Raw genomic sequence first — 16,669 nt, 5'->3', positions numbered from 1 at the left:
CAATCAATGCTGCTGTGCCAGCATGTGAGATCCGTCCAACCCCCTCGGAAAAGCCCCAAAAAGGCATGTTTTCCGGTTCCGCAAGGAGAGTCCGTGCTCACTGTCGGTGACAAGTTCCCCACCTACGACCTGACCGCCTGTGTGTCCCTGGAGGCGGGCAAGCAGTTCGGGCAGATCGACCACAAGTCCTACGAGGGCAAGTGGCGTGTGGTGTTTTTCTGGCCGGCCGACTTCACTTTCGTGTGCCCGACCGAGATCGCCGCGTTCGGCAAGCTGAACGAGGAGTTCGCCGACCGCGACGCGCAGATCCTGGGCGTCTCCGGCGACTCCGAGTACGTGCACCACGCCTGGCGCAAGGACCACGCCGACCTGCGTGACCTGCCCTTCCCGATGCTGGCCGACGTCAAGCACGAGCTGATGCAGGCCTGCGGCGTCGAGGGCGAGGACGGCTTCGCCAAGCGCGCCGTCTTCATCGTCGACCCGAACAACGAGATCCAGTTCGCCATGGTGACCGCCGGTTCCGTGGGCCGGAACCCGAAGGAGGTCCTGCGGGTCCTGGACGCCCTGCAGACCGACGAGCTGTGCCCGTGCAACTGGAACAAGGGCGAGGACACCCTCGACGCCGGCGCGCTGCTGGCCGGTGAGTGACGGATGTCCCTCGACTCCCTCAAGTCCGCCATACCGGACTTCGCCAAGGACCTGAAGCTGAACGTCGGCTCGGTCATCGGCAACCAGGACACGCTGACGCAGCAGCAGCTGTGGGGCACCGTGCTGTCCTGCGCGATCGCCGCGCGGTCCCCGATCGTGCTGCGTGAGCTGGAGCCGGAGGCGAAGGCCGCCCTCTCCCCCGAGGCGTACACCGCCGCCAAGTCCGCCGCCGCGGTCATGGGGATGAACAACGTCTTCTACCGCACCCGTCACCTGCTCTCCGACCCGGAGTACGGCAGCCTGCGGGCCGGTCTGCGGATGAACGTCATCGGCAACCCGGGCGTGGAGAAGGTCGACTTCGAGCTGTGGTCGCTCGCGGTCTCCGCGATCAACGGCTGCGGCCAGTGCCTGGACTCGCACGAGCAGGTGCTCCGCAAGGCCGGCGTGGACCGGGAGACGGTCCAGGAAGCCTTCAAGATCGCCTCGGTGATCCAGGCCGTCGCGGTCACCCTGGACGCGGAGGCGGCCCTCGCCGCCGAGTAGTCAGCCCGCAGTACGCAGCCGCGTACGCCGAAGGGGCCCCGCCGTCGGCGGGGCCCCTTCGCGTGCGCGCGCGGCTCACTTCCGGGTGGCGTCCATCAGCTTCCGCATGTCCTCGATCATGGCGTACTTGACCTCGTCGTAGTCGACGTTGTCCGTGACCACGTCACCGGCCGGGCTCCCCCGCTCGTCCAGGGAGAGCGCTGTCATCCGGATGGTGAAGACCGCCTCGTGGTCCACCACGCGCAGGACCGGTTCACGCCCGGCCGGCGTGGTGTTCAGGATCGCCTTGTCCCCCAGGCCCGAGACCGTGGAGTTCCCGCTGACGTCCAGGACGGGGATGCCCAGCCCGAACTCGACCGCGGGATCGGTCTTTTTGTGCCGTTCCGCTTCCACCCGGAGGACGTAGCGCACCCTGTCCCCGGACGGCGTCGGCTCGGACTCGCCCGTCGTCTCGCACACGACCCAGTCCAGCGTCTCCTGCGCCTGCTCGCCGCGGGCCTCCCCGAAGTCCCTCAGACCGGGCACGGTCCTGCTCAGCGCCGCCGGCCTGAAGTCCTTGCACAGCGTCTCCGGCAGCCGGTACGCCTGCTGGGGCGCGGCCAGTTCGTCGCCGTACGCGTACAGTCCGCCCGCCCACACCGCGGAGGCGGCCAGCACCCCGCCGAGGGCCCAGAGCAAGCCGGCTCGTGACCGGCGTTCGCGTGGCGCCGGCGGCTCCACCACGTCCGGGGCGGCATCCGGTCCGGACGCAGGCTGCCCCGTTTCCTCCATCTCGGGCTCTGTGATCACGGCCCGTTCCCCCTACTTCTTCCGCAGCCCTTTGAGGAGTTCTCCCATGTCCTCGATCAAAGCCGCCTGGACCGCGGTCGCGTCCATCTTCTCTTCGGATCCGTCAGGTAGGCCGTCGTCGCCGAAGGAGGTCGCGTAGACGGAGAGCCGGATCACCGCGCCGCCGTCCAGCACCTTCAGTTCGGCGCTGTGGTCCCCGTCCTCGACGAGCATCAGCGCGCGCTCGCCGAGGCCCGGGACCTGCGACTGCTCCACCGTCTCCTGGTACAGCAGCGGCTCGACCCCGAACTCGGCCTCCGGGTCGGTCTTCCTGTGCAGCTGCACCGTCGCCACCACGGAGTAGCTCAGGCCGTTGCTCCGGTCCCCGCCGCGCGAGCAGACCGCCTGGTCCAGCACCGGGTCCCGGGCCTGGCGGCTGTCCGCCCCGTTCGTGTGCAGGTTTCCCGCGATCCGGGTCAGCGCCGGCACCTCCAGCACCCTGCACAGGTCCTCCGGGAGCGCGTACGCCAACTCCGGCGGTGCGCCCGGCCGGTCGCCGAGGGCGTGGAGTCCGCCCGCCCACAGCGCCGAGGCGACCGCTGCGCCGCCCAGGGCGGCCCATGCCCGGGCCCGCAGCGGCGATCGTGCGCGAATGCCCCCGGAGCCCTCTCCGGTGGCGTTCCCTGCGCCCCCTCCGGGTATCTCCGCCGGGCGGGGCGGCCCGTCCCACTCCCCGTCCAGCTCCGGCTCGCTGATCACGACCGGCCGTCCGGCGGGGCCTGGACGGTCAGCGCGGTCGCGCCGTGCGGGCCCGGGCCGATGCGGCCGGGGAGGTCGCGGGAGGTGGCCCGGAGGTAGCCGACGACCGTGTTGGTGACGGCGACCAGCGGGACCGCGACCACGGCACCGCCGATCCCGGCGATCATTCCGCCGGCCGCGACCGACAGGACCACGGCGAGCGGGTGGACCCGGACCGCGCGGCCCAGGATGAACGGCTGCAGCACATGGCCCTCGATCTGCTGCACGGCGAGCACGACCAGCAGCACCATCAGGGCCGTCCACACGCCCTGGGTCACCAGCGCCACCACCACGGCGAGCGCGCCGGAGACCACGGCGCCGACCAGCGGGATGAAGGCGAACAGGAAGATGAAGACGGCCAGCGGCACCGCCATCGGCACGTGCAGGAAGTAGAGGCCGAGACCGATGAAGATCGCGTCGATCAGCGCGACGATCACCGTGCCGCGGACGTACGCCGTCAGGGTGCGCCAGGCGCGCGGTCCGGCTCCGGCCACACCGGCCCGGGCGGCGGCCGGGACCAGGCCCAGCACCCAGCCCCAGATCTTCTTCCCGTCGTAGAGCAGGAAGAGGGTGGAGAACATCGCGAGCAGTATTCCGGTCAGCACCTCGACCATCACCGTGGCGCCCTGCAGGCCGGCGGAGGTGATCTCCTCGGTGTTGGTGCCGATGGTGTCCGTCAGGTTCTTCGCGATGTCGTTGATCTGCTTCTCGGTGACGTGGAACGGACTGTCCAGCGCCCAGGTCTTGAGGTCGTTGATGCCGTCCCGGACCCGCTCCGACAGGTCGTCCAGGTTCTCCATCACCTGCCAGACCACGAACCAGCCGACCAGGCCGATCACCACGAAGCCCAGGATCGCGGTGACCGCGGTGGCCAGCCCGCGCGGCAGGCCGAGCCGCCGCAGCCGGACCACGAAGGGCTGCAGCAGGGCGGTGACCAGCAGGGCGGCGGCGAAGGCCAGCACCACCAGCCGGACCTCGCTGATGACCTTCATCAGCACCCAGAGCATGCCCGCGAGCAGCAGCAGCCGCCAGCTCGCCTCGGCGGCGACCCGGACCCCCCACGGGATCATGCTCGCCGGATCGGGGCGGGTCATGAGCGTGGTGGGGTGCACCGGAACGGGCAACTCGCCGTGCGCGGTGTGCCCGTGCGCGGTGTGCCCGTGCGCGGTGTGTCCGTACGCGGCGGATCCCGGCGCGGCGTGCCCGTGCGGGCCGGGAGCCGGGAGGGGCGGCGGGGCCGGGGTGGAAGGACCGGTCTGCTGCGTGCCGGACGCACCGGACGCTCCCGCGTCGGCAGCGGTCCCCGGCGTCTGCCCGCCGAGCGCCTCGGCCTCGACCTCCGCCCGCCGTTCGGACAGCCGCTCGTCCAGCCGGTTCAGCTTGTTGCCGAGCCGGCCGAGCCAGCCCCTGCTCTTCCCCATTTCGTCCCTCTCTCCCCCAGACTGTGTCGGGAGGACCCCCACCCGTCCGGTCGTCAGCGCCTGGTCGACCGTACACGCGAGGAGCCCCGCACCGCGTAGGACGGTGCGGGGCTCCCCGGAGGTTGAGGAACGCCTAGTACCAGTTGTTGGCCTGCCAGAACGACCACGCGCCACAGGGGCTGCCGTAGCGGCTGTTCATGTAGTTCAGGCCCCACTCGATCTGGGTGGCGGGGTTGGTGCGCCAGTCGGCACCGGCCGAGGACATCTTCGAACCGGGCAGCGCCTGGACGAGACCGTAGGCGCCCGAGGAGGCGTTCGTGGCCTTGTAGTTCCAGGTGGACTCGTGGTTCACGATGTTCGAGAAGCACTGGAACTGGCCCGCCGGCACCATCTGCCGGGCAATGGACTTGACCTGGGCGACCGTGTAGGAGCTCTGGACCTGGAAGCCCGAGGCGTCGCGAGTGGTCGACCGGCTGGCGACCTTCTCCTTCTCCTCGCGCTCCTTCTTCGCCTTCGCCTCGGCCTCGGCCTTCTCGGCGGCGGCCTTCTTCTCCTTGGCCAGCTGGGCGGCCTGGACGCGGGCGGCCTCTTCGTTGGCCTTCTTCGCGTCTGCGTCGGCGGAGAGGGCGATGGCGTCTGCCTGCTGCGCCAGGGCAGCGGTCTGGACCTGGGCCTGCTCGCCGACCGGGATGTCCGCCAGGAGCGTGGCGCCCGAAGCGGTCGTCTCAAGGTCGTTCTGGGCGTCGCCCGTGGAAACGCCCACGACGGCGCCGACGGTGGTGACCGCAGTGGCAGAAGCCACGGCGAACCCCCGGACCGAGATCCGGCTCACACGATGTCCTTCCAGCAGCGTCCGCAACGTGACCGCAGCGGCCGCAAGAGCGCCCCTCGCACTGGCCTCCGTGTAAAGCGGTCACTGGAGACACTGGCCCGTAGCGGGCGGCATACGGCGGTCGGTTCTTGAGTTGTGGTACTGCAGGTACAGCTGTGCCGTATGCGGGGCCTGACGGAGAACAGACTCTGCCGGACGCCGACGCCGCAAGGCAATTCCCCGTTGCGTGGGAAAGGTCACACCGGCAGGACCTCGTCCGGTTCCCCAAATCCCCTGTGCAGCAAGGCACCGCCCGGCTAGGCTCCTTGGCCTTTGCCGGGCGGCGCCAACTCGCTTTCCGCTATGGGCGTTTTGACGGCCGACGCGGTGCCGGACACCGGGGTCCGGATGCCCGGCCCCGGTTGTCCGGGTTCAGATGGTTTCGAGCATCTCCGTCACCAGCGCGGCGATCTGCGAACGCTCCGAGCGGGTCAGCGTGACGTGTGCGAAGAGCGGATGGCCCTTCAACTTCTCGACCACGGCGACCACTCCGTCGTACCGGCCGACCCTCAGGTTGTCCCGCTGGGCCACGTCGTGCGTCAGAACGACCCGGGAATTGGCCCCGATCCGGGACAGAACGGTCAACAGGACGTTCCGTTCCAGCGACTGGGCCTCGTCCACGATCACGAAGGCGTCGTGCAGCGAGCGGCCCCGGATGTGCGTGAGCGGCAGCACCTCCAGCATCCCGCGGCCCAGCACCTCCTCGATCACCTCGCGCCCGGCCACCGCGGACAGGGTGTCGAAGACCGCCTGCGCCCAGGGGCTCATCTTCTCGGCCTCGGTGCCCGGCAGGTAGCCCAGCTCCTGCCCGCCCACCGCGTACAGCGGCCGGAAGACCATCACCTTCTGGTGCTGCCTGCGCTCCAGGACGGCCTCCAGGCCCGCGCAGAGCGCCAGCGCCGACTTGCCCGTGCCGGCCCGGCCGCCCATGGAGACGATGCCGACTTCCTGGTCGAGCAGCAGGTCCAGCGCGATGCGCTGTTCCGCGCTGCGGCCGTGCAGGCCGAACGCCTCCCGGTCGCCTCGGACCAGCCGCACGTTGCCGTCGGCCGTGACCCGGCCCAGGGCCTTGCCCCGCTCGGACTGCAGGACCAGTCCGGTGTGGACGGGCAGCTCGGCCGCCTCCGGCACGTAGAGCCGCTCCTCGGAGTAGAGGAGGTCGACCTGTTCGCCGGAGAGGGCGAGCTCGCTCATCCCCGTCCAGCCGGCGTCGGTGATGGCCAGCTCGGCCCGGTACTCCTCGGCGAGCAGGCCCACCGAGGACGCCTTGATGCGCAGCGGAAGATCCTTCGACACGACCGTGACGTCGTACCCCTCGGCCTGCAGGTTGCGGGCGACCGCGAGGATCCGCGAATCGTTGTCCCCGAGCCTGAAGCCCGCCGGGAGGACCCCGGGGTCGGAGTGGTTGAGCTCGACACGGAGGCTGCCGCCCAGATCGCCCATCGGGATGGGGGCGTCGAGGCGGCCGTACCGCACCCGGAAGTCGTCCAGCAGGCGGAGGGCCTGCCGGGCGAAGTATCCGAGTTCGGGATGGTGCCTCTTTGCCTCCAGCTCGGTGATCACCACGATCGGGAGCACGACCTCGTGCTCGTCGAACCGGGAGAAGGCGTTGGGGTCGGCCAGCAGGACGCTGGTGTCGAGGACGTAGGTCCGCCTGTCGGGCAGGCGGCGCTTTGTGCTGGTCACCACGGAAGGACTACCCCCTCGTAAGAGGTCGGGCCATGAAGACCGGACCGGTCATCGGCCGCAATGCCGGGGCCGATTTCCGGCCCTCCCCTGAAGTCCGTGCGAACCGCACGAGCGTCCTGGTGCAAAGGGCCTCCCGGGCGGACGGCCCCATGCCGTCCGCTGAGATGCGACACCCGTGGATCGGGCGTCGACCTGCCAGTGATATTCCCTCTTACGTGCGCCCCCATGCCATGGCATATGACGGACGATCGGTGAATCCCAGGTGAAGGGCTTGCGAGGGTGACCGGAGGGGCCGAAGGGGTGTCAGGTGCCCGGCCTGAACCGGCCGGGCCGTCCGTGGTGCCGTACCTCAGGTGCCGTAGCGCCGGTGCCGGGCCGCGTAGTCGCGCAGGGCCCGCAGGAAGTCGACCTTGCGGAAGGCCGGCCAGAAGACCTCGCAGAAGTAGTACTCGGAGTGGGCGCTCTGCCAGAGCATGAATCCGGACAGCCGCTGCTCGCCGCTGGTGCGGATCACCAGGTCCGGGTCGGGCTGGCCGCGGGTGTAGAGGTGCTCCGAGATGTGGTCGATGTCCAGGATCTCGGCGAGCTCCTCGATCGAGGTGCCCTTCTCGTGGTGCTCCAGGAGCAGCGAGCGCACCGCGTCGGCGATCTCCTGGCGGCCGCCGTAGCCCACGGCGACGTTGACGATTATGCCCGTGCGGCCCAGGGTGTCCTGCTCGGCCTCCTTGAGCACGGCCTGGGTGCGGCCGGGCAGGATGTCCAGGTTCCCGACGTGGTGGACCCGCCAGCGGCCGTCGGACGCGAGGTTCCGCACCGTGTTCTCGATGATCGCCAGGAGCGGCCGGAGCTCTTCCTCTGACCGGTCCAGGTTGTCCGTCGAGAGCATCCACAGCGTGACGACCTCGACGTCGGTCTCGTCACACCAGCCGAGCAGTTCCGAGATCTTGTCGGCACCGGCCTGATGGCCCTGCTCGGTGGTGCCGCCGGACGCCTTTGCCCAGCGCCGGTTGCCGTCCAGGATGACGCCGATGTGCTTGGGCACCGCGGCATGGTCGAGTCGGCCTTCCACCCGGCGTGCGTACAGCCTGTACACCAGATCGCGCAGCTTCACGATCCTCCAGCCCCTCCGTGCATGCCCCCGTGCGAATTGCGGTCCTTCAGTCCCCCGAGGGCGCCACACTACTGCGCGTCGGGACAACCGACCCAACTCGGTCTGTCACAAGTCCGTGATAGGGAGGACAACGTGACAAATACCAACCCCTACCGGGCAGCCGACTCCCGCTACGACTCCATGGAGTACCGGCGCACGGGCCACAGCGGCCTCAAGCTCCCCGCGATCTCCCTCGGCCTCTGGCACAACTTCGGTGACGACAAGTCCCTGGAGTCCCAGCGCTCCATCCTGCACCGCGCCTTCGACCTGGGCATCACCCACTTCGACCTGGCCAACAACTACGGGCCGCCGCCCGGCTCCGCCGAGCTGAACTTCGGCAAGATCTTCGCGGAGGACTTCACCCGGTACCGCGAGGAGCTGGTGATCTCCACCAAGGCCGGCTACCTGATGCACCCCGGGCCGTACGGCGAGTGGGGCAGCCGCAAGTACCTCCTGGGCTCGCTCGACCGCTCGCTGGAGCGGATGGGCCTGGACTACGTCGACATCTTCTACTCGCACCGATTCGACCCGGAGACCCCGCTGGAGGAGACCATGGGCGCGCTCGCGTCCGCGGTCCGGCAGGGCAAGGCGCTGTACGTCGGCGTGTCCTCCTACACCGCGGAGCAGACGGCCGAGGCGGTGCGGATCCTGAACGACATGGGCGTGCGCCCGCTGATCCACCAGCCCTCCTACTCCATGATCAACCGCTGGACGGAGGAGGACGGCCTGCTGGACACCCTGGAGGAGTCCGGCATGGGCTGCATCTCCTTCGTGCCGCTGGCCCAGGGCCTGCTGACCGGCAAGTACCTCGGCGGGACCATGCCGGAGGGCTCGCGGGCCACCCAGGGCAAGTCCCTGAACCCGCAGCTGCTCTCGGACGAGGTGGTCCGGCGGCTCAACGGCCTGAACGAGATCGCGGCCCGCCGCGGCCAGTCGCTGGCGCAGCTCGCGCTGAAGTGGGTGCTGCGCGACGACCGGATGACCTCCGCGCTGATCGGCGCCTCGAAGGTGTCGCAGCTGGAGGAGAACGTCGCCGCCCTGGCCGGACCCGCTCTGACGGAGGAGGAACTGAAGGAGATCGACTCCTTCGCCGTCTCCACCCCCGGCACCAACATCTGGGCCCAGCGGGGCTGAGGCCGACGGAACTCCGGGCCGGCGGAGCCGCTCCCGGCAGCGCCCGGGGCCCGTCCGCCTGACCTGCACGTTTCCCCGCGGGGGCCGGGGAACGAAAAACGGGCCGGTCCGTGGGGGGGATACGGACCGGCCCGAGGGGGGGGTTCCACCATAACCCTTCGTAAAGCCTGCTGCGTGCATTGGCGGGGCCCGATTACGCTCCGAGTCCACCCATGAGCACTCCGGTGAGCGCACCGGCGATCATGGCCGGGCCGAAGGGGAAACCCGTGCGGGCCCCGGCACGCCGGGCCAGGAGCAGGGCGAGGCCGTGCAGGGCGCCGTAGAGGAAGCCGAGGAAGGCCCCGGCGGCCCATACCCCCCACCCGTACCACCCAAGAGCGACCCCGAGCGCGAGCGCCAGCTTGACGTCGCCCAGGCCGAGGCCGCCCGGGTTGATCAGGTGGAGCACGAGGTACGCCGCCCCGAGCCCGGCCCCGCCGAGGAGCGCCCCCCGCCAGGACCCGCCCGCCCCCGGCACGAGCGCGGCCATCCCCAGCCCGCCGGCGACCACACCGGCCAACGGCAGGGTGAGCACGTCGGGCAACCGGTGCACGGCGAGGTCGACGACCACGAGCAGCACGAGCACGGGCACCACCGCGACGAAGACCGCAGCCTCAGGCCGGCCCCCGACCCCGTAGGCCACGATCCCGCACACGAGCGCGGCTCCCGCCGAGGTGTACGGCCGCGCCCCCGGCGCACCACCGGCACCGCACCCCCGCACCCCCGCAGCCCGGCCGGCGCCGCACCGCACCGGCCCGGCCCACCCCCGCACCACATGCCCCGCAGGGCACCGCTCCCGCCAGGGCTCCCCCGCCGGCACGGACAACCGGTACGCCGCCCGCGGCAGCAGCGCCCCGGCCACCACCCCGTACCCCACGGCAAGCACGACCACGACGACGACGCCCACGCCCACACCCATGCCGCCGACCCTAGGGCCTCCGGTGGATCAGGGTCGGAGAAGGCCGCGGCGTCCGGTGAGGTGCCGTGCCGGACGCCGCGGCCCCGGCCATGGTCCGCCGGACAGGCCCTGGGGACCCCCGACCGAACGGGTCTACCCTGTGCCCCACACACCAGGGGGCGAGGGGGCACGCCATGGCACGCCGCAGGCGGAAATGGACGGACGGCGAAGCGGAGCTCCGCATCACCCCCGGCCCCGGCACAGACCCCGGCCCCGGCCCCGGCAAGGAACCCGACCCCGCCACCCCGCCCGTCCGCCTGGAGATCGCCGCCTCCTACCGCGCCCGCACCCGCGGCCTCCTGGGCCGCACCGGCATCGAGGGCGCCATGCTCCTGACCCCCGCCACGAGCGTGCACACCTTCCGCATGCGCTTCCCGATCGACGTGGCCCACCTCGACCGCGACCTCCGCGTCCTCGCGGTCCGCACCATGCCCCCGAACCGCCTCGGCCTCCCGCGGCTCCGCTCCCGCCACGTCCTGGAGGCCGAAGCGGGCTCCTTCGCCGCCTGGAACCTCCGCCCCGGCACCGTCCTCACCCTGGCCCCCGCCCCCTCCCGACCGGCCGGGCCGGGGCCCCGCACCGCACGGTAAGTTGGGACGGTTGGGCAACGGCGGGCGGGGATCGGCGGGGAGCGGGCGGCGATGACGGAGAACGCGCAGCTGGTGGCGCTGGAGCGGCTCATGCCCGCCACGCACGGCGCCGACGAGGACATCGACTGGCGGGCCGCCGAAGCGGCCTGGGGCACCCGGTTCCCCGCCGACTTCGTCGCCTTCATGGGCCGCTACGGCGCCGGCACCGTCAACGGCGAGGCGAGCATCCTGCTCCCCCTCCCCAAGCCCGGCCTCCAGTGGGACCCGGCCGAGATGGGCGAGGCGACCGCGAACGCCCGCGCCGCCTGGGTCGCCGGCGGCGGACGCACCGCCTTCGGCATCGACCCCGAGTCGGTCCTCGCCTGGGGCGTCACCGCCGCGGACGACATCCTCTGCTGGGTGACCACCGATCCGGACCCGGACCGCTGGCCCGTCCTGGTGTGCGGCCGCCACACCGCCGACGCCTTCGCCGTGCATCCGTACGGCATGGCCGAATTCCTGCTCCGCCTCTTCTCCGACGAGTTCGACGTGAGCCCGGTCGGGATCACCTTCTGGGACGGCGGCCCGATCGGCTTCGTTCACTGGCGCAAGGCCCAGCGCCGCTGGCAGGAGGGCCGCAATCCGGAAACCGGTGAACCGGATCCGTATGCCGGAGAGTTCCCCCCCTCGTAACGTTCCAGCAAAAACACCACCCGTCCCGGCTCCGCCGGAAACGGGCATTCGGCATGTCTACGCGCGTCCACATTTCCCGCCGCATATAAGAAAACACCAGCCGGAATAGCGGGAGTTGGAGCATTGCCCATAAGTAAGGGGGCGCTGGAATCAACTACCCCCCGGACACGAGAGAATTCCGGCCATCGGGCCACCTCGGGTCACGCCAGGACACCGGGCCCCGGAGTAACTCATAAGTAACCAAAAGAAATCCAGGGGAATTCACCCGTGCGACGAAGACTCTTCGGGGCGGCGGCGACCTCGGCCGCACTCGGCCTCCTGTTCTCGCTCTCCGGTTGCGGCTCCAGTTCCGGTGACGGCGATGACGCCACCCTCAAACTGGTCGCCGCCGAATACGGCACCACGCCCGAAACCAGCTCCAAGACGTTCTGGGACAAGGCGACGGACGAGTTCACCGCCCAGCACCCCGGCATCAAGGTCGAGGTGAAGCTGCTGCCGTGGGCTGACATCGACCGCGAGGTCAGCCGCATGGTCAAGGCGGGCAAGGCGCCGGACGTGGCGCTCATGGGCTCCTACTCGGACTTCGCGGCCGACGGCAAGATCTACGCCGCGGAAGACCTGCTCTCGGTCCGTGCCGAGGCCAACTTCCTGCAGCCGCTCGCCGAGGCCGGCTCGATCGGCAACACCCTCTACGGCCTGCCCTTCGTGGCGAGCAGCCGTCTCCTCTTCTACAACGAGGCGCTGTTCACCAAGGCCAAGGTGACGCCTCCGACGACCTGGAAGGCCCTGAAGGAGGCCGCCGAGGCGCTGAAGGCGAAGGGCGTGAAGTTCCCCTACGCCCTCCCGCTCGGCCCCGAGGAGGCGCACGCGGAGGCGCTGATCTGGGAGCTCAGCAACGGCGGCGGCTACGTGGACACCAGCGGCAACTACGCGCTGGCCTCGGACCAGAACGTCGCCACGTTCGACTGGATCAAGGACAACCTGGTCGCTCCCGGCCTGGTCGGTCCGGTGCAGCCGGGCAAGCTCAACCGTCAGGACGCGTTCGACGCGTTCCTGCGCGGTGAGGTCGGCATGCTCAACGGCTACCCCTCGCTCTACCACCAGGCGAGGGCCAAGGGCATCCCGGTCAAGACCATCGCGATGCCGGTCAACGAGGGCCTCGGCCCGACGGAGACCCCGCCGGCGGTCGGCGTCGCGGACTGGATGGTGGCGTTCAACCAGAACGACCACAAGCAGCAGATCGGCAAGTTCCTGGACTTCATCTACCAGGACAAGCACCTGACCGAGTTCGCCAACCAGTACCACCTGCTGCCCTCGACGGTCACCGCGACCCGCTCCCACGAGGCCGGCGGCGGCACCGGCATCGACGCGAACGACCAGGCCTTCCTGGCCGCCCTGCGCGGTGCGCAGCTGTACCCGGTGAACAACCCGAACTGGGTCACCATCAGCGACACCATCAAGCGCAACATCGGTCGTGCGGTGGAGCCCGCCGCCGACCCCAAGACGGTCCTCGAAGACATCGCGAACAAGTCCCGCGACGAGTCCAAGAAGTCCTGACCGGGCACAGGTCCCCGGACCCGCCCCCCTGTAGGGCCCGACCGGACCGCCGTACGACCGCAGTACGACGCAACACCCGCAGAACGACGCAGCACCGCGCGGCACGGCGAAGCACCGTGCAGCACCGCGCAGGACCCGCGGCTCCCGATCGGAGCCGCCTCCCGGTCGCCCGCCACAGCACCCACAAGGTGCGCGGGGCGACGGGCCCCGGGCCCCGGTCTCAGCCGGTGTTCGCCTGGCGGAAGGCCGTCCGGTGGTTGGTGCAGTCCGCGTTCCACTTCATCGTTCCCCCCAGGGTCCCGTAGTGGGTCCGGGTGATCGACCACTCCACCGTGTACTCCCCCGTGTCGCAGGCGATCCGCTTCCCGCCCGGCAGTGTGGCCTTCCCCTTGGCCGGCCGGCCCGCGACGCTGCTGTGCACCTCCGCCGCCTTGCTGCCGTCCGCCCTCCGCAGGACCCCGTGCAGTACGACGGGGTGCTTCCCGCCCTGGGTGGTGACGGCCCCCTTGACCAGCTTGGCGTCCGACACCGCCCACGCGAACTCGAACTTCGGCTCCCAGGCCAGCGACTCCGGGTCCGGGACCTGGCTGCCCCAGTCCCCCTGGTGCTCGTTCTTGTTCCCCTTGCGTTCGGTCATCGTGTAGACGACCCCGGGGTGGAACCGGGCCTGTCCCTCGACCTTGTGCTCCTTGCCCTTGGTCCACAGCTTCTTCATGGCCTTGCCGTCGCCCGCCGGGTCCTGGAGGTACGAGACCTGGTCGGCGGCCGAGGCGAGGGCCGGGGCGAGGGCCGCGGCGGAGCCGACGAGGACGAGAGCGGCGATCCGGGTGCGCTTCATGCCCGGACCAACGGGACGTTCCGCGGGCCCGGAACGACGCCGGGCCCGCTTTCACCCGTACGGGAGCGTCGGGGTTGACCGCGCGCTCACGTCCGGCGGGTCATGCCTGGCCGGTCTCGAAGCGGCTGATCCTGCCGCCGCCGGGGGAGATGACGAAGCGCCAGCGGGTCCGCATCTCGCCCCAGGTGTCGTTGCGGTAGTTGACGACGAGGGTGTGGCCGCCGTCGGACTCCTTCTGGACGTCCATGTGGCCGCCGGTGTCGAAGATCTCCTTGTCGATCCACTCCTGGAGATCGCGGTCCGAGCCGTCGTCGGCCATGGTCGCGTCGGCGGTGAGGACCTTCAGGAACGCCTCCTTGTCGTGCGCGTTGACGGCCTTGACGAAGGCCGCGACGGTCGGGTCGGACAGGTTGGCCGGGGCGATGGTCACGGTGCGGTGCCCTCCTGGTCGGCGTTACGGGCGCGGGCGTACGGGCGTACGCCGGCGCCCGACCAGGAAACACCCGGTCGCGCCCGCGGCGGCCGGGACACTCCGACGCGAACGCGAGGGCCCCCGGTGGACGGATCCACCGGGGGCCTCGGGGCGTGGGGGGGCGGGCTCAGTGCGCGACCGGCTCCTGGCGCGGCGCGCCGGCGGCCTGCGCCGGGGTCTCGCCGTCAGCGGCGGGCGCCGGGCCGGCCCCGCGCAGCGGGACCTCCTTGACGAACCAGGCGGCCAGGAAGCCGAGCACGGCCACGGACGCGCCGAGCAGGAAGGCCGAGTGGGTGCCGGCGGCCACCGCGTGCTGGTACGCCTCGCGCATGGCCTCGGGCAGCTTGGCCAGGCTCGCCGCGTCCAGCTGGGCGGAGGCGCCGGTGGCGGAGGCGCCCGCCTCGCCGAGCCGGTCGGTCATGGTGTCCTGCACCCGGCTGGTGAACAGCGAGCCCATCAGGGCGACGCCGAAGGAGCCGCCGAGGGTGCGGAAGAGGGTGGCCGAGGAGGAGGCCACGCCCATGTCCTTCATCTCGACGCTGTTCTGGGCGACCAGCATGGTGATCTGCATGAGGAAGCCGAGGCCGGCGCCGAGGACGGCCATGTAGACGCCGGAGACCAGCCGGGAGGTGCCGGTGTCCATGGTGGCCAGCAGCCAGAGGCCGACGACCATCAGTGCGCCGCCGACGATCGGGAACAGCTTGTACTTGCCGGTGCTGGTGGTGATCCGGCCCGCGATCAGGGACACGGCCATCATGGACAGCAGCATCGGCAGGAGCAGCAGGCCGGAGTTGGTGGCCGAGGCGCCCTGCACGGACTGCTGGAACAGCGGCAGGTAGAGCACGCCGCCGAACATCGCGAAGCCGGTCAGGAAGCCGATCACGGACATCAGGGTGAAGTTGCGGCTGCGGAAGATGTGCAGCGGCATGATCGGCTCGGCCGCGCGGGTCTCGGCGAAGAGGAAGCCGGCGGTGGCGGCGAGGCCGAGGACGGTCAGGCCGATGACCTCGGCCGAGCCCCAGGCGTACTCGGTGCCGCCCCAGGTGGTGACCAGCACGGTGGAGGTGATGGCCACGGTGAGGAGGGCGGCGCCGAGGTAGTCGATCCGCGGCTTGGCCTTCTCCTTCTTCGGCAGGTGCAGCACCGCCGTGACCATGGCGAGCGCGACCGCGCCGAGCGGCAGGTTGATGTAGAAGGACCAGCGCCAGCCGAGGTGGTCGGTGATGGTGCCGCCGACCAGCGGGCCGCCGATCATGGCGAGGGCCATGACACCGGCCATCATGCCCTGGTACTTGCCGCGCTCACGCGGCGGGATCAGGTCGCCGATGATCGCCATGACGCCGACCATCAGACCGCCGGCGCCCAGGCCCTGGACCGCGCGGAAGCCGATGAGCTGGCCCATGTCCTGGGCCATGCCGCTGAGTGCGGAACCGATCAGGAAGATGACGATGGAGGTGAGGAAGGAGCCCTTCCGGCCGTACATGTCGCCGAGCTTGCCCCAGATGGGGGTGGAGGCGGCGGTGGCCAGCGTGTAGGCGGTCACCACCCACGAGAGGTGTTCCAGGCCGCCGAGTTCGCCGACGATGGTCGGCATGGCCGTGCCGATGATCATGTTGTCGAGCATCGCGAGCAGCATCGCGATCATGAGTGCGAGCAGGACGACGCGGACGCTGCGTGGCTTCACCTCCTCCGCCGAGGCTCCCTTGATCACGGTGTCGCTCATGTCCACTCCCCTGTACCCACTACAGCCCGCTACATCTGCCAGCCAGACCCTTACTTGCCGCCCGGCTAGTTCACTACACTGGGGAAGGTAGACCCGTAACTAGCCGGGCGTCAAGTAAGTAAGTGGGGAGATCCATGTCCAGCACGCGCCGAGGCAATACGCGCCAGCGCATCCAGGACGTCGCGCTGGAGCTGTTCGCCGAACAGGGGTACGAGAAGACGTCACTGCGGGAGATCGCGGAGCGTCTGGAGGTCACGAAGGCGGCGCTCTACTACCACTTCAAGACCAAGGAAGAGATCATCATCAGCATCTTCGAGGACCTGACCAGGCCCATCGACGAGCTGATCTCCTGGGCCGAGACGCAGCCCAGGACGCTGGAGAACAAGCAGGAGATCCTGCGCCGCTACAGCGAGGCGCTGTCCTTCGCCTCCCCGCTGTACCGGTTCATGCAGGAGAACCAGGCGACGATGCGCGAGCTGAGCATCGGCGAGACCTTCAAGCAGCGGATGTTCGCGATGGTGGACCTGCTGCGGGTCACCGACGCCCCGATGGCCGATCAGGTGCGGTGCGTGAGCGCGCTGTTCACGATGCACGCGGGAATGCTGTTCCTCCAGCACCTGGAGGGCGACCCGGAGGAGAAGCGGCGGGCCACGCTGGAGGTCGCGATCGACCTCATCACCCAGGCCCACCGGCAGCACGCACCCTAGGTGTATTGACCACGAGCGTTGTTAACGGGGCTGGGTCTTGATGATGACGAAGACCTCCGGTGTGGTGGAGGTGTCTAGGACTACACCGCAC

At 70.3% G+C, this 16,669-nt stretch carries 17 protein-coding genes; 7 read left to right on the top strand and 10 right to left on the bottom strand.

All coding sequences use genetic code 11. From position 1 onward, the window contains the following. Positions 1–93 precede the first annotated feature (93 nt). Together AB0O36_RS24045 and AB0O36_RS24040 are read left to right on the top strand one after the other, a co-directional pair. Complete coding sequence (locus AB0O36_RS24045; protein WP_365113880.1) at positions 94–648, top strand: peroxiredoxin; 555 nt, start codon at positions 94–96, stop codon at positions 646–648. 3 nt (positions 649–651) lie between these two features. Beyond that, a complete protein-coding gene (locus AB0O36_RS24040; RefSeq protein WP_365113878.1) occupies positions 652–1,191 on the top strand; it encodes an alkyl hydroperoxide reductase in 540 nt (179 codons plus the stop codon). Positions 1,192–1,266: 75 nt separating this feature from the next. Here AB0O36_RS24040 and AB0O36_RS24035 read toward each other — a convergent pair whose 3' ends face one another. The 6 genes from AB0O36_RS24035 to AB0O36_RS24010 form a co-directional block, all read right to left on the bottom strand. Continuing rightward, positions 1,267–1,869 carry a hypothetical protein gene (locus AB0O36_RS24035; protein ID WP_365113876.1) on the bottom strand — a complete coding sequence of 201 codons (603 nt, stop codon included), beginning with the start codon at positions 1,867–1,869 and terminating at the stop codon, positions 1,267–1,269. Between the two features lie 123 nt (positions 1,870–1,992). Beyond that, positions 1,993–2,718 (bottom strand): hypothetical protein, encoded by a 726-nt coding sequence (locus tag AB0O36_RS24030; protein WP_365113875.1) that lies wholly within the window; start codon positions 2,716–2,718, stop codon positions 1,993–1,995. Beyond that, on the bottom strand, positions 2,715–4,178 hold the full coding sequence (locus AB0O36_RS24025; RefSeq protein ID WP_365113873.1) for an AI-2E family transporter: 1,464 nt from the start codon (positions 4,176–4,178) through the stop codon (positions 2,715–2,717). Before AB0O36_RS24025 ends, AB0O36_RS24030 begins: the two co-directional genes overlap by 4 nt. Before the next feature lie 133 nt (positions 4,179–4,311). After that, a complete protein-coding gene (locus AB0O36_RS24020) occupies positions 4,312–5,010 on the bottom strand; it encodes a transglycosylase SLT domain-containing protein (protein ID WP_365113871.1) in 699 nt (232 codons plus the stop codon). A 411-nt stretch (positions 5,011–5,421) separates the two neighbouring features. After that, positions 5,422–6,738 (bottom strand): PhoH family protein, encoded by a 1,317-nt coding sequence (locus AB0O36_RS24015; RefSeq protein WP_365113869.1) that lies wholly within the window; start codon positions 6,736–6,738, stop codon positions 5,422–5,424. A gap of 349 nt (positions 6,739–7,087) precedes the next feature. Beyond that, entirely contained in the window at positions 7,088–7,849 is a 762-nt protein-coding gene (locus tag AB0O36_RS24010; protein WP_365113867.1) for an isoprenyl transferase, read from the bottom strand. Between the two features lie 132 nt (positions 7,850–7,981). On the opposite strand from AB0O36_RS24010, the gene mgrA reads away from it, so the two are divergent. Beyond that, positions 7,982–9,022, top strand: coding sequence for an L-glyceraldehyde 3-phosphate reductase (gene mgrA / locus AB0O36_RS24005; protein WP_365113866.1), 1,041 nt, complete (start codon positions 7,982–7,984; stop codon positions 9,020–9,022). 193 nt (positions 9,023–9,215) lie between these two features. On the opposite strand, the gene AB0O36_RS24000 is transcribed toward mgrA, so the two are convergent. Further along, on the bottom strand, positions 9,216–9,980 hold the full coding sequence (locus tag AB0O36_RS24000) for an A24 family peptidase (protein WP_365113864.1): 765 nt from the start codon (positions 9,978–9,980) through the stop codon (positions 9,216–9,218). 173 nt (positions 9,981–10,153) lie between these two features. Here AB0O36_RS24000 and AB0O36_RS23995 point away from each other — a divergent pair, with 173 nt between their 5' ends. The 3 genes from AB0O36_RS23995 to AB0O36_RS23985 all read left to right on the top strand — a co-directional run bounded on the left by AB0O36_RS23995 (position 10,154) and on the right by AB0O36_RS23985 (position 12,838). Next, positions 10,154–10,609: a DUF192 domain-containing protein gene (locus tag AB0O36_RS23995; protein ID WP_365113862.1), complete on the top strand. Its 456-nt coding sequence runs from the start codon at positions 10,154–10,156 to the stop codon at positions 10,607–10,609. Between the two features lie 51 nt (positions 10,610–10,660). Further along, the gene (locus AB0O36_RS23990; protein WP_365113860.1) at positions 10,661–11,281 is read left to right on the top strand and encodes an SMI1/KNR4 family protein; all 621 of its coding nucleotides are present in this window, start codon (positions 10,661–10,663) and stop codon (positions 11,279–11,281) included. A gap of 267 nt (positions 11,282–11,548) precedes the next feature. Beyond that, on the top strand, positions 11,549–12,838 hold the full coding sequence (locus tag AB0O36_RS23985) for an extracellular solute-binding protein (RefSeq protein ID WP_365113858.1): 1,290 nt from the start codon (positions 11,549–11,551) through the stop codon (positions 12,836–12,838). 220 nt (positions 12,839–13,058) lie between these two features. Here AB0O36_RS23985 and AB0O36_RS23980 read toward each other — a convergent pair whose 3' ends face one another. The 3 genes from AB0O36_RS23980 to AB0O36_RS23970 all read right to left on the bottom strand — a co-directional run bounded on the left by AB0O36_RS23980 (position 13,059) and on the right by AB0O36_RS23970 (position 15,871). Then, positions 13,059–13,676: a hypothetical protein gene (locus AB0O36_RS23980; protein WP_365113856.1), complete on the bottom strand. Its 618-nt coding sequence runs from the start codon at positions 13,674–13,676 to the stop codon at positions 13,059–13,061. 100 nt (positions 13,677–13,776) lie between these two features. Then, positions 13,777–14,106, bottom strand: coding sequence for a nuclear transport factor 2 family protein (locus AB0O36_RS23975; protein WP_365113854.1), 330 nt, complete (start codon positions 14,104–14,106; stop codon positions 13,777–13,779). A 169-nt stretch (positions 14,107–14,275) separates the two neighbouring features. Beyond that, positions 14,276–15,871 (bottom strand): MDR family MFS transporter, encoded by a 1,596-nt coding sequence (locus tag AB0O36_RS23970; RefSeq protein ID WP_365113852.1) that lies wholly within the window; start codon positions 15,869–15,871, stop codon positions 14,276–14,278. Between the two features lie 134 nt (positions 15,872–16,005). Here AB0O36_RS23970 and AB0O36_RS23965 point away from each other — a divergent pair, with 134 nt between their 5' ends. After that, positions 16,006–16,578, top strand: a complete 573-nt coding sequence (locus AB0O36_RS23965) for a helix-turn-helix domain-containing protein (protein ID WP_365113850.1) — start codon at positions 16,006–16,008, stop codon at positions 16,576–16,578. Positions 16,579–16,669 lie beyond the last annotated feature (91 nt).

The organism is Streptomyces sp. NPDC089799 (assembly GCF_040684755.1).
Classification (GTDB): Bacteria; Actinomycetota; Actinomycetes; order Streptomycetales; family Streptomycetaceae; genus Streptomyces.
The sequence above is the reverse complement of the archived record's forward strand: the minus strand, read 5'-3'. Positions and strand labels throughout refer to the sequence as shown.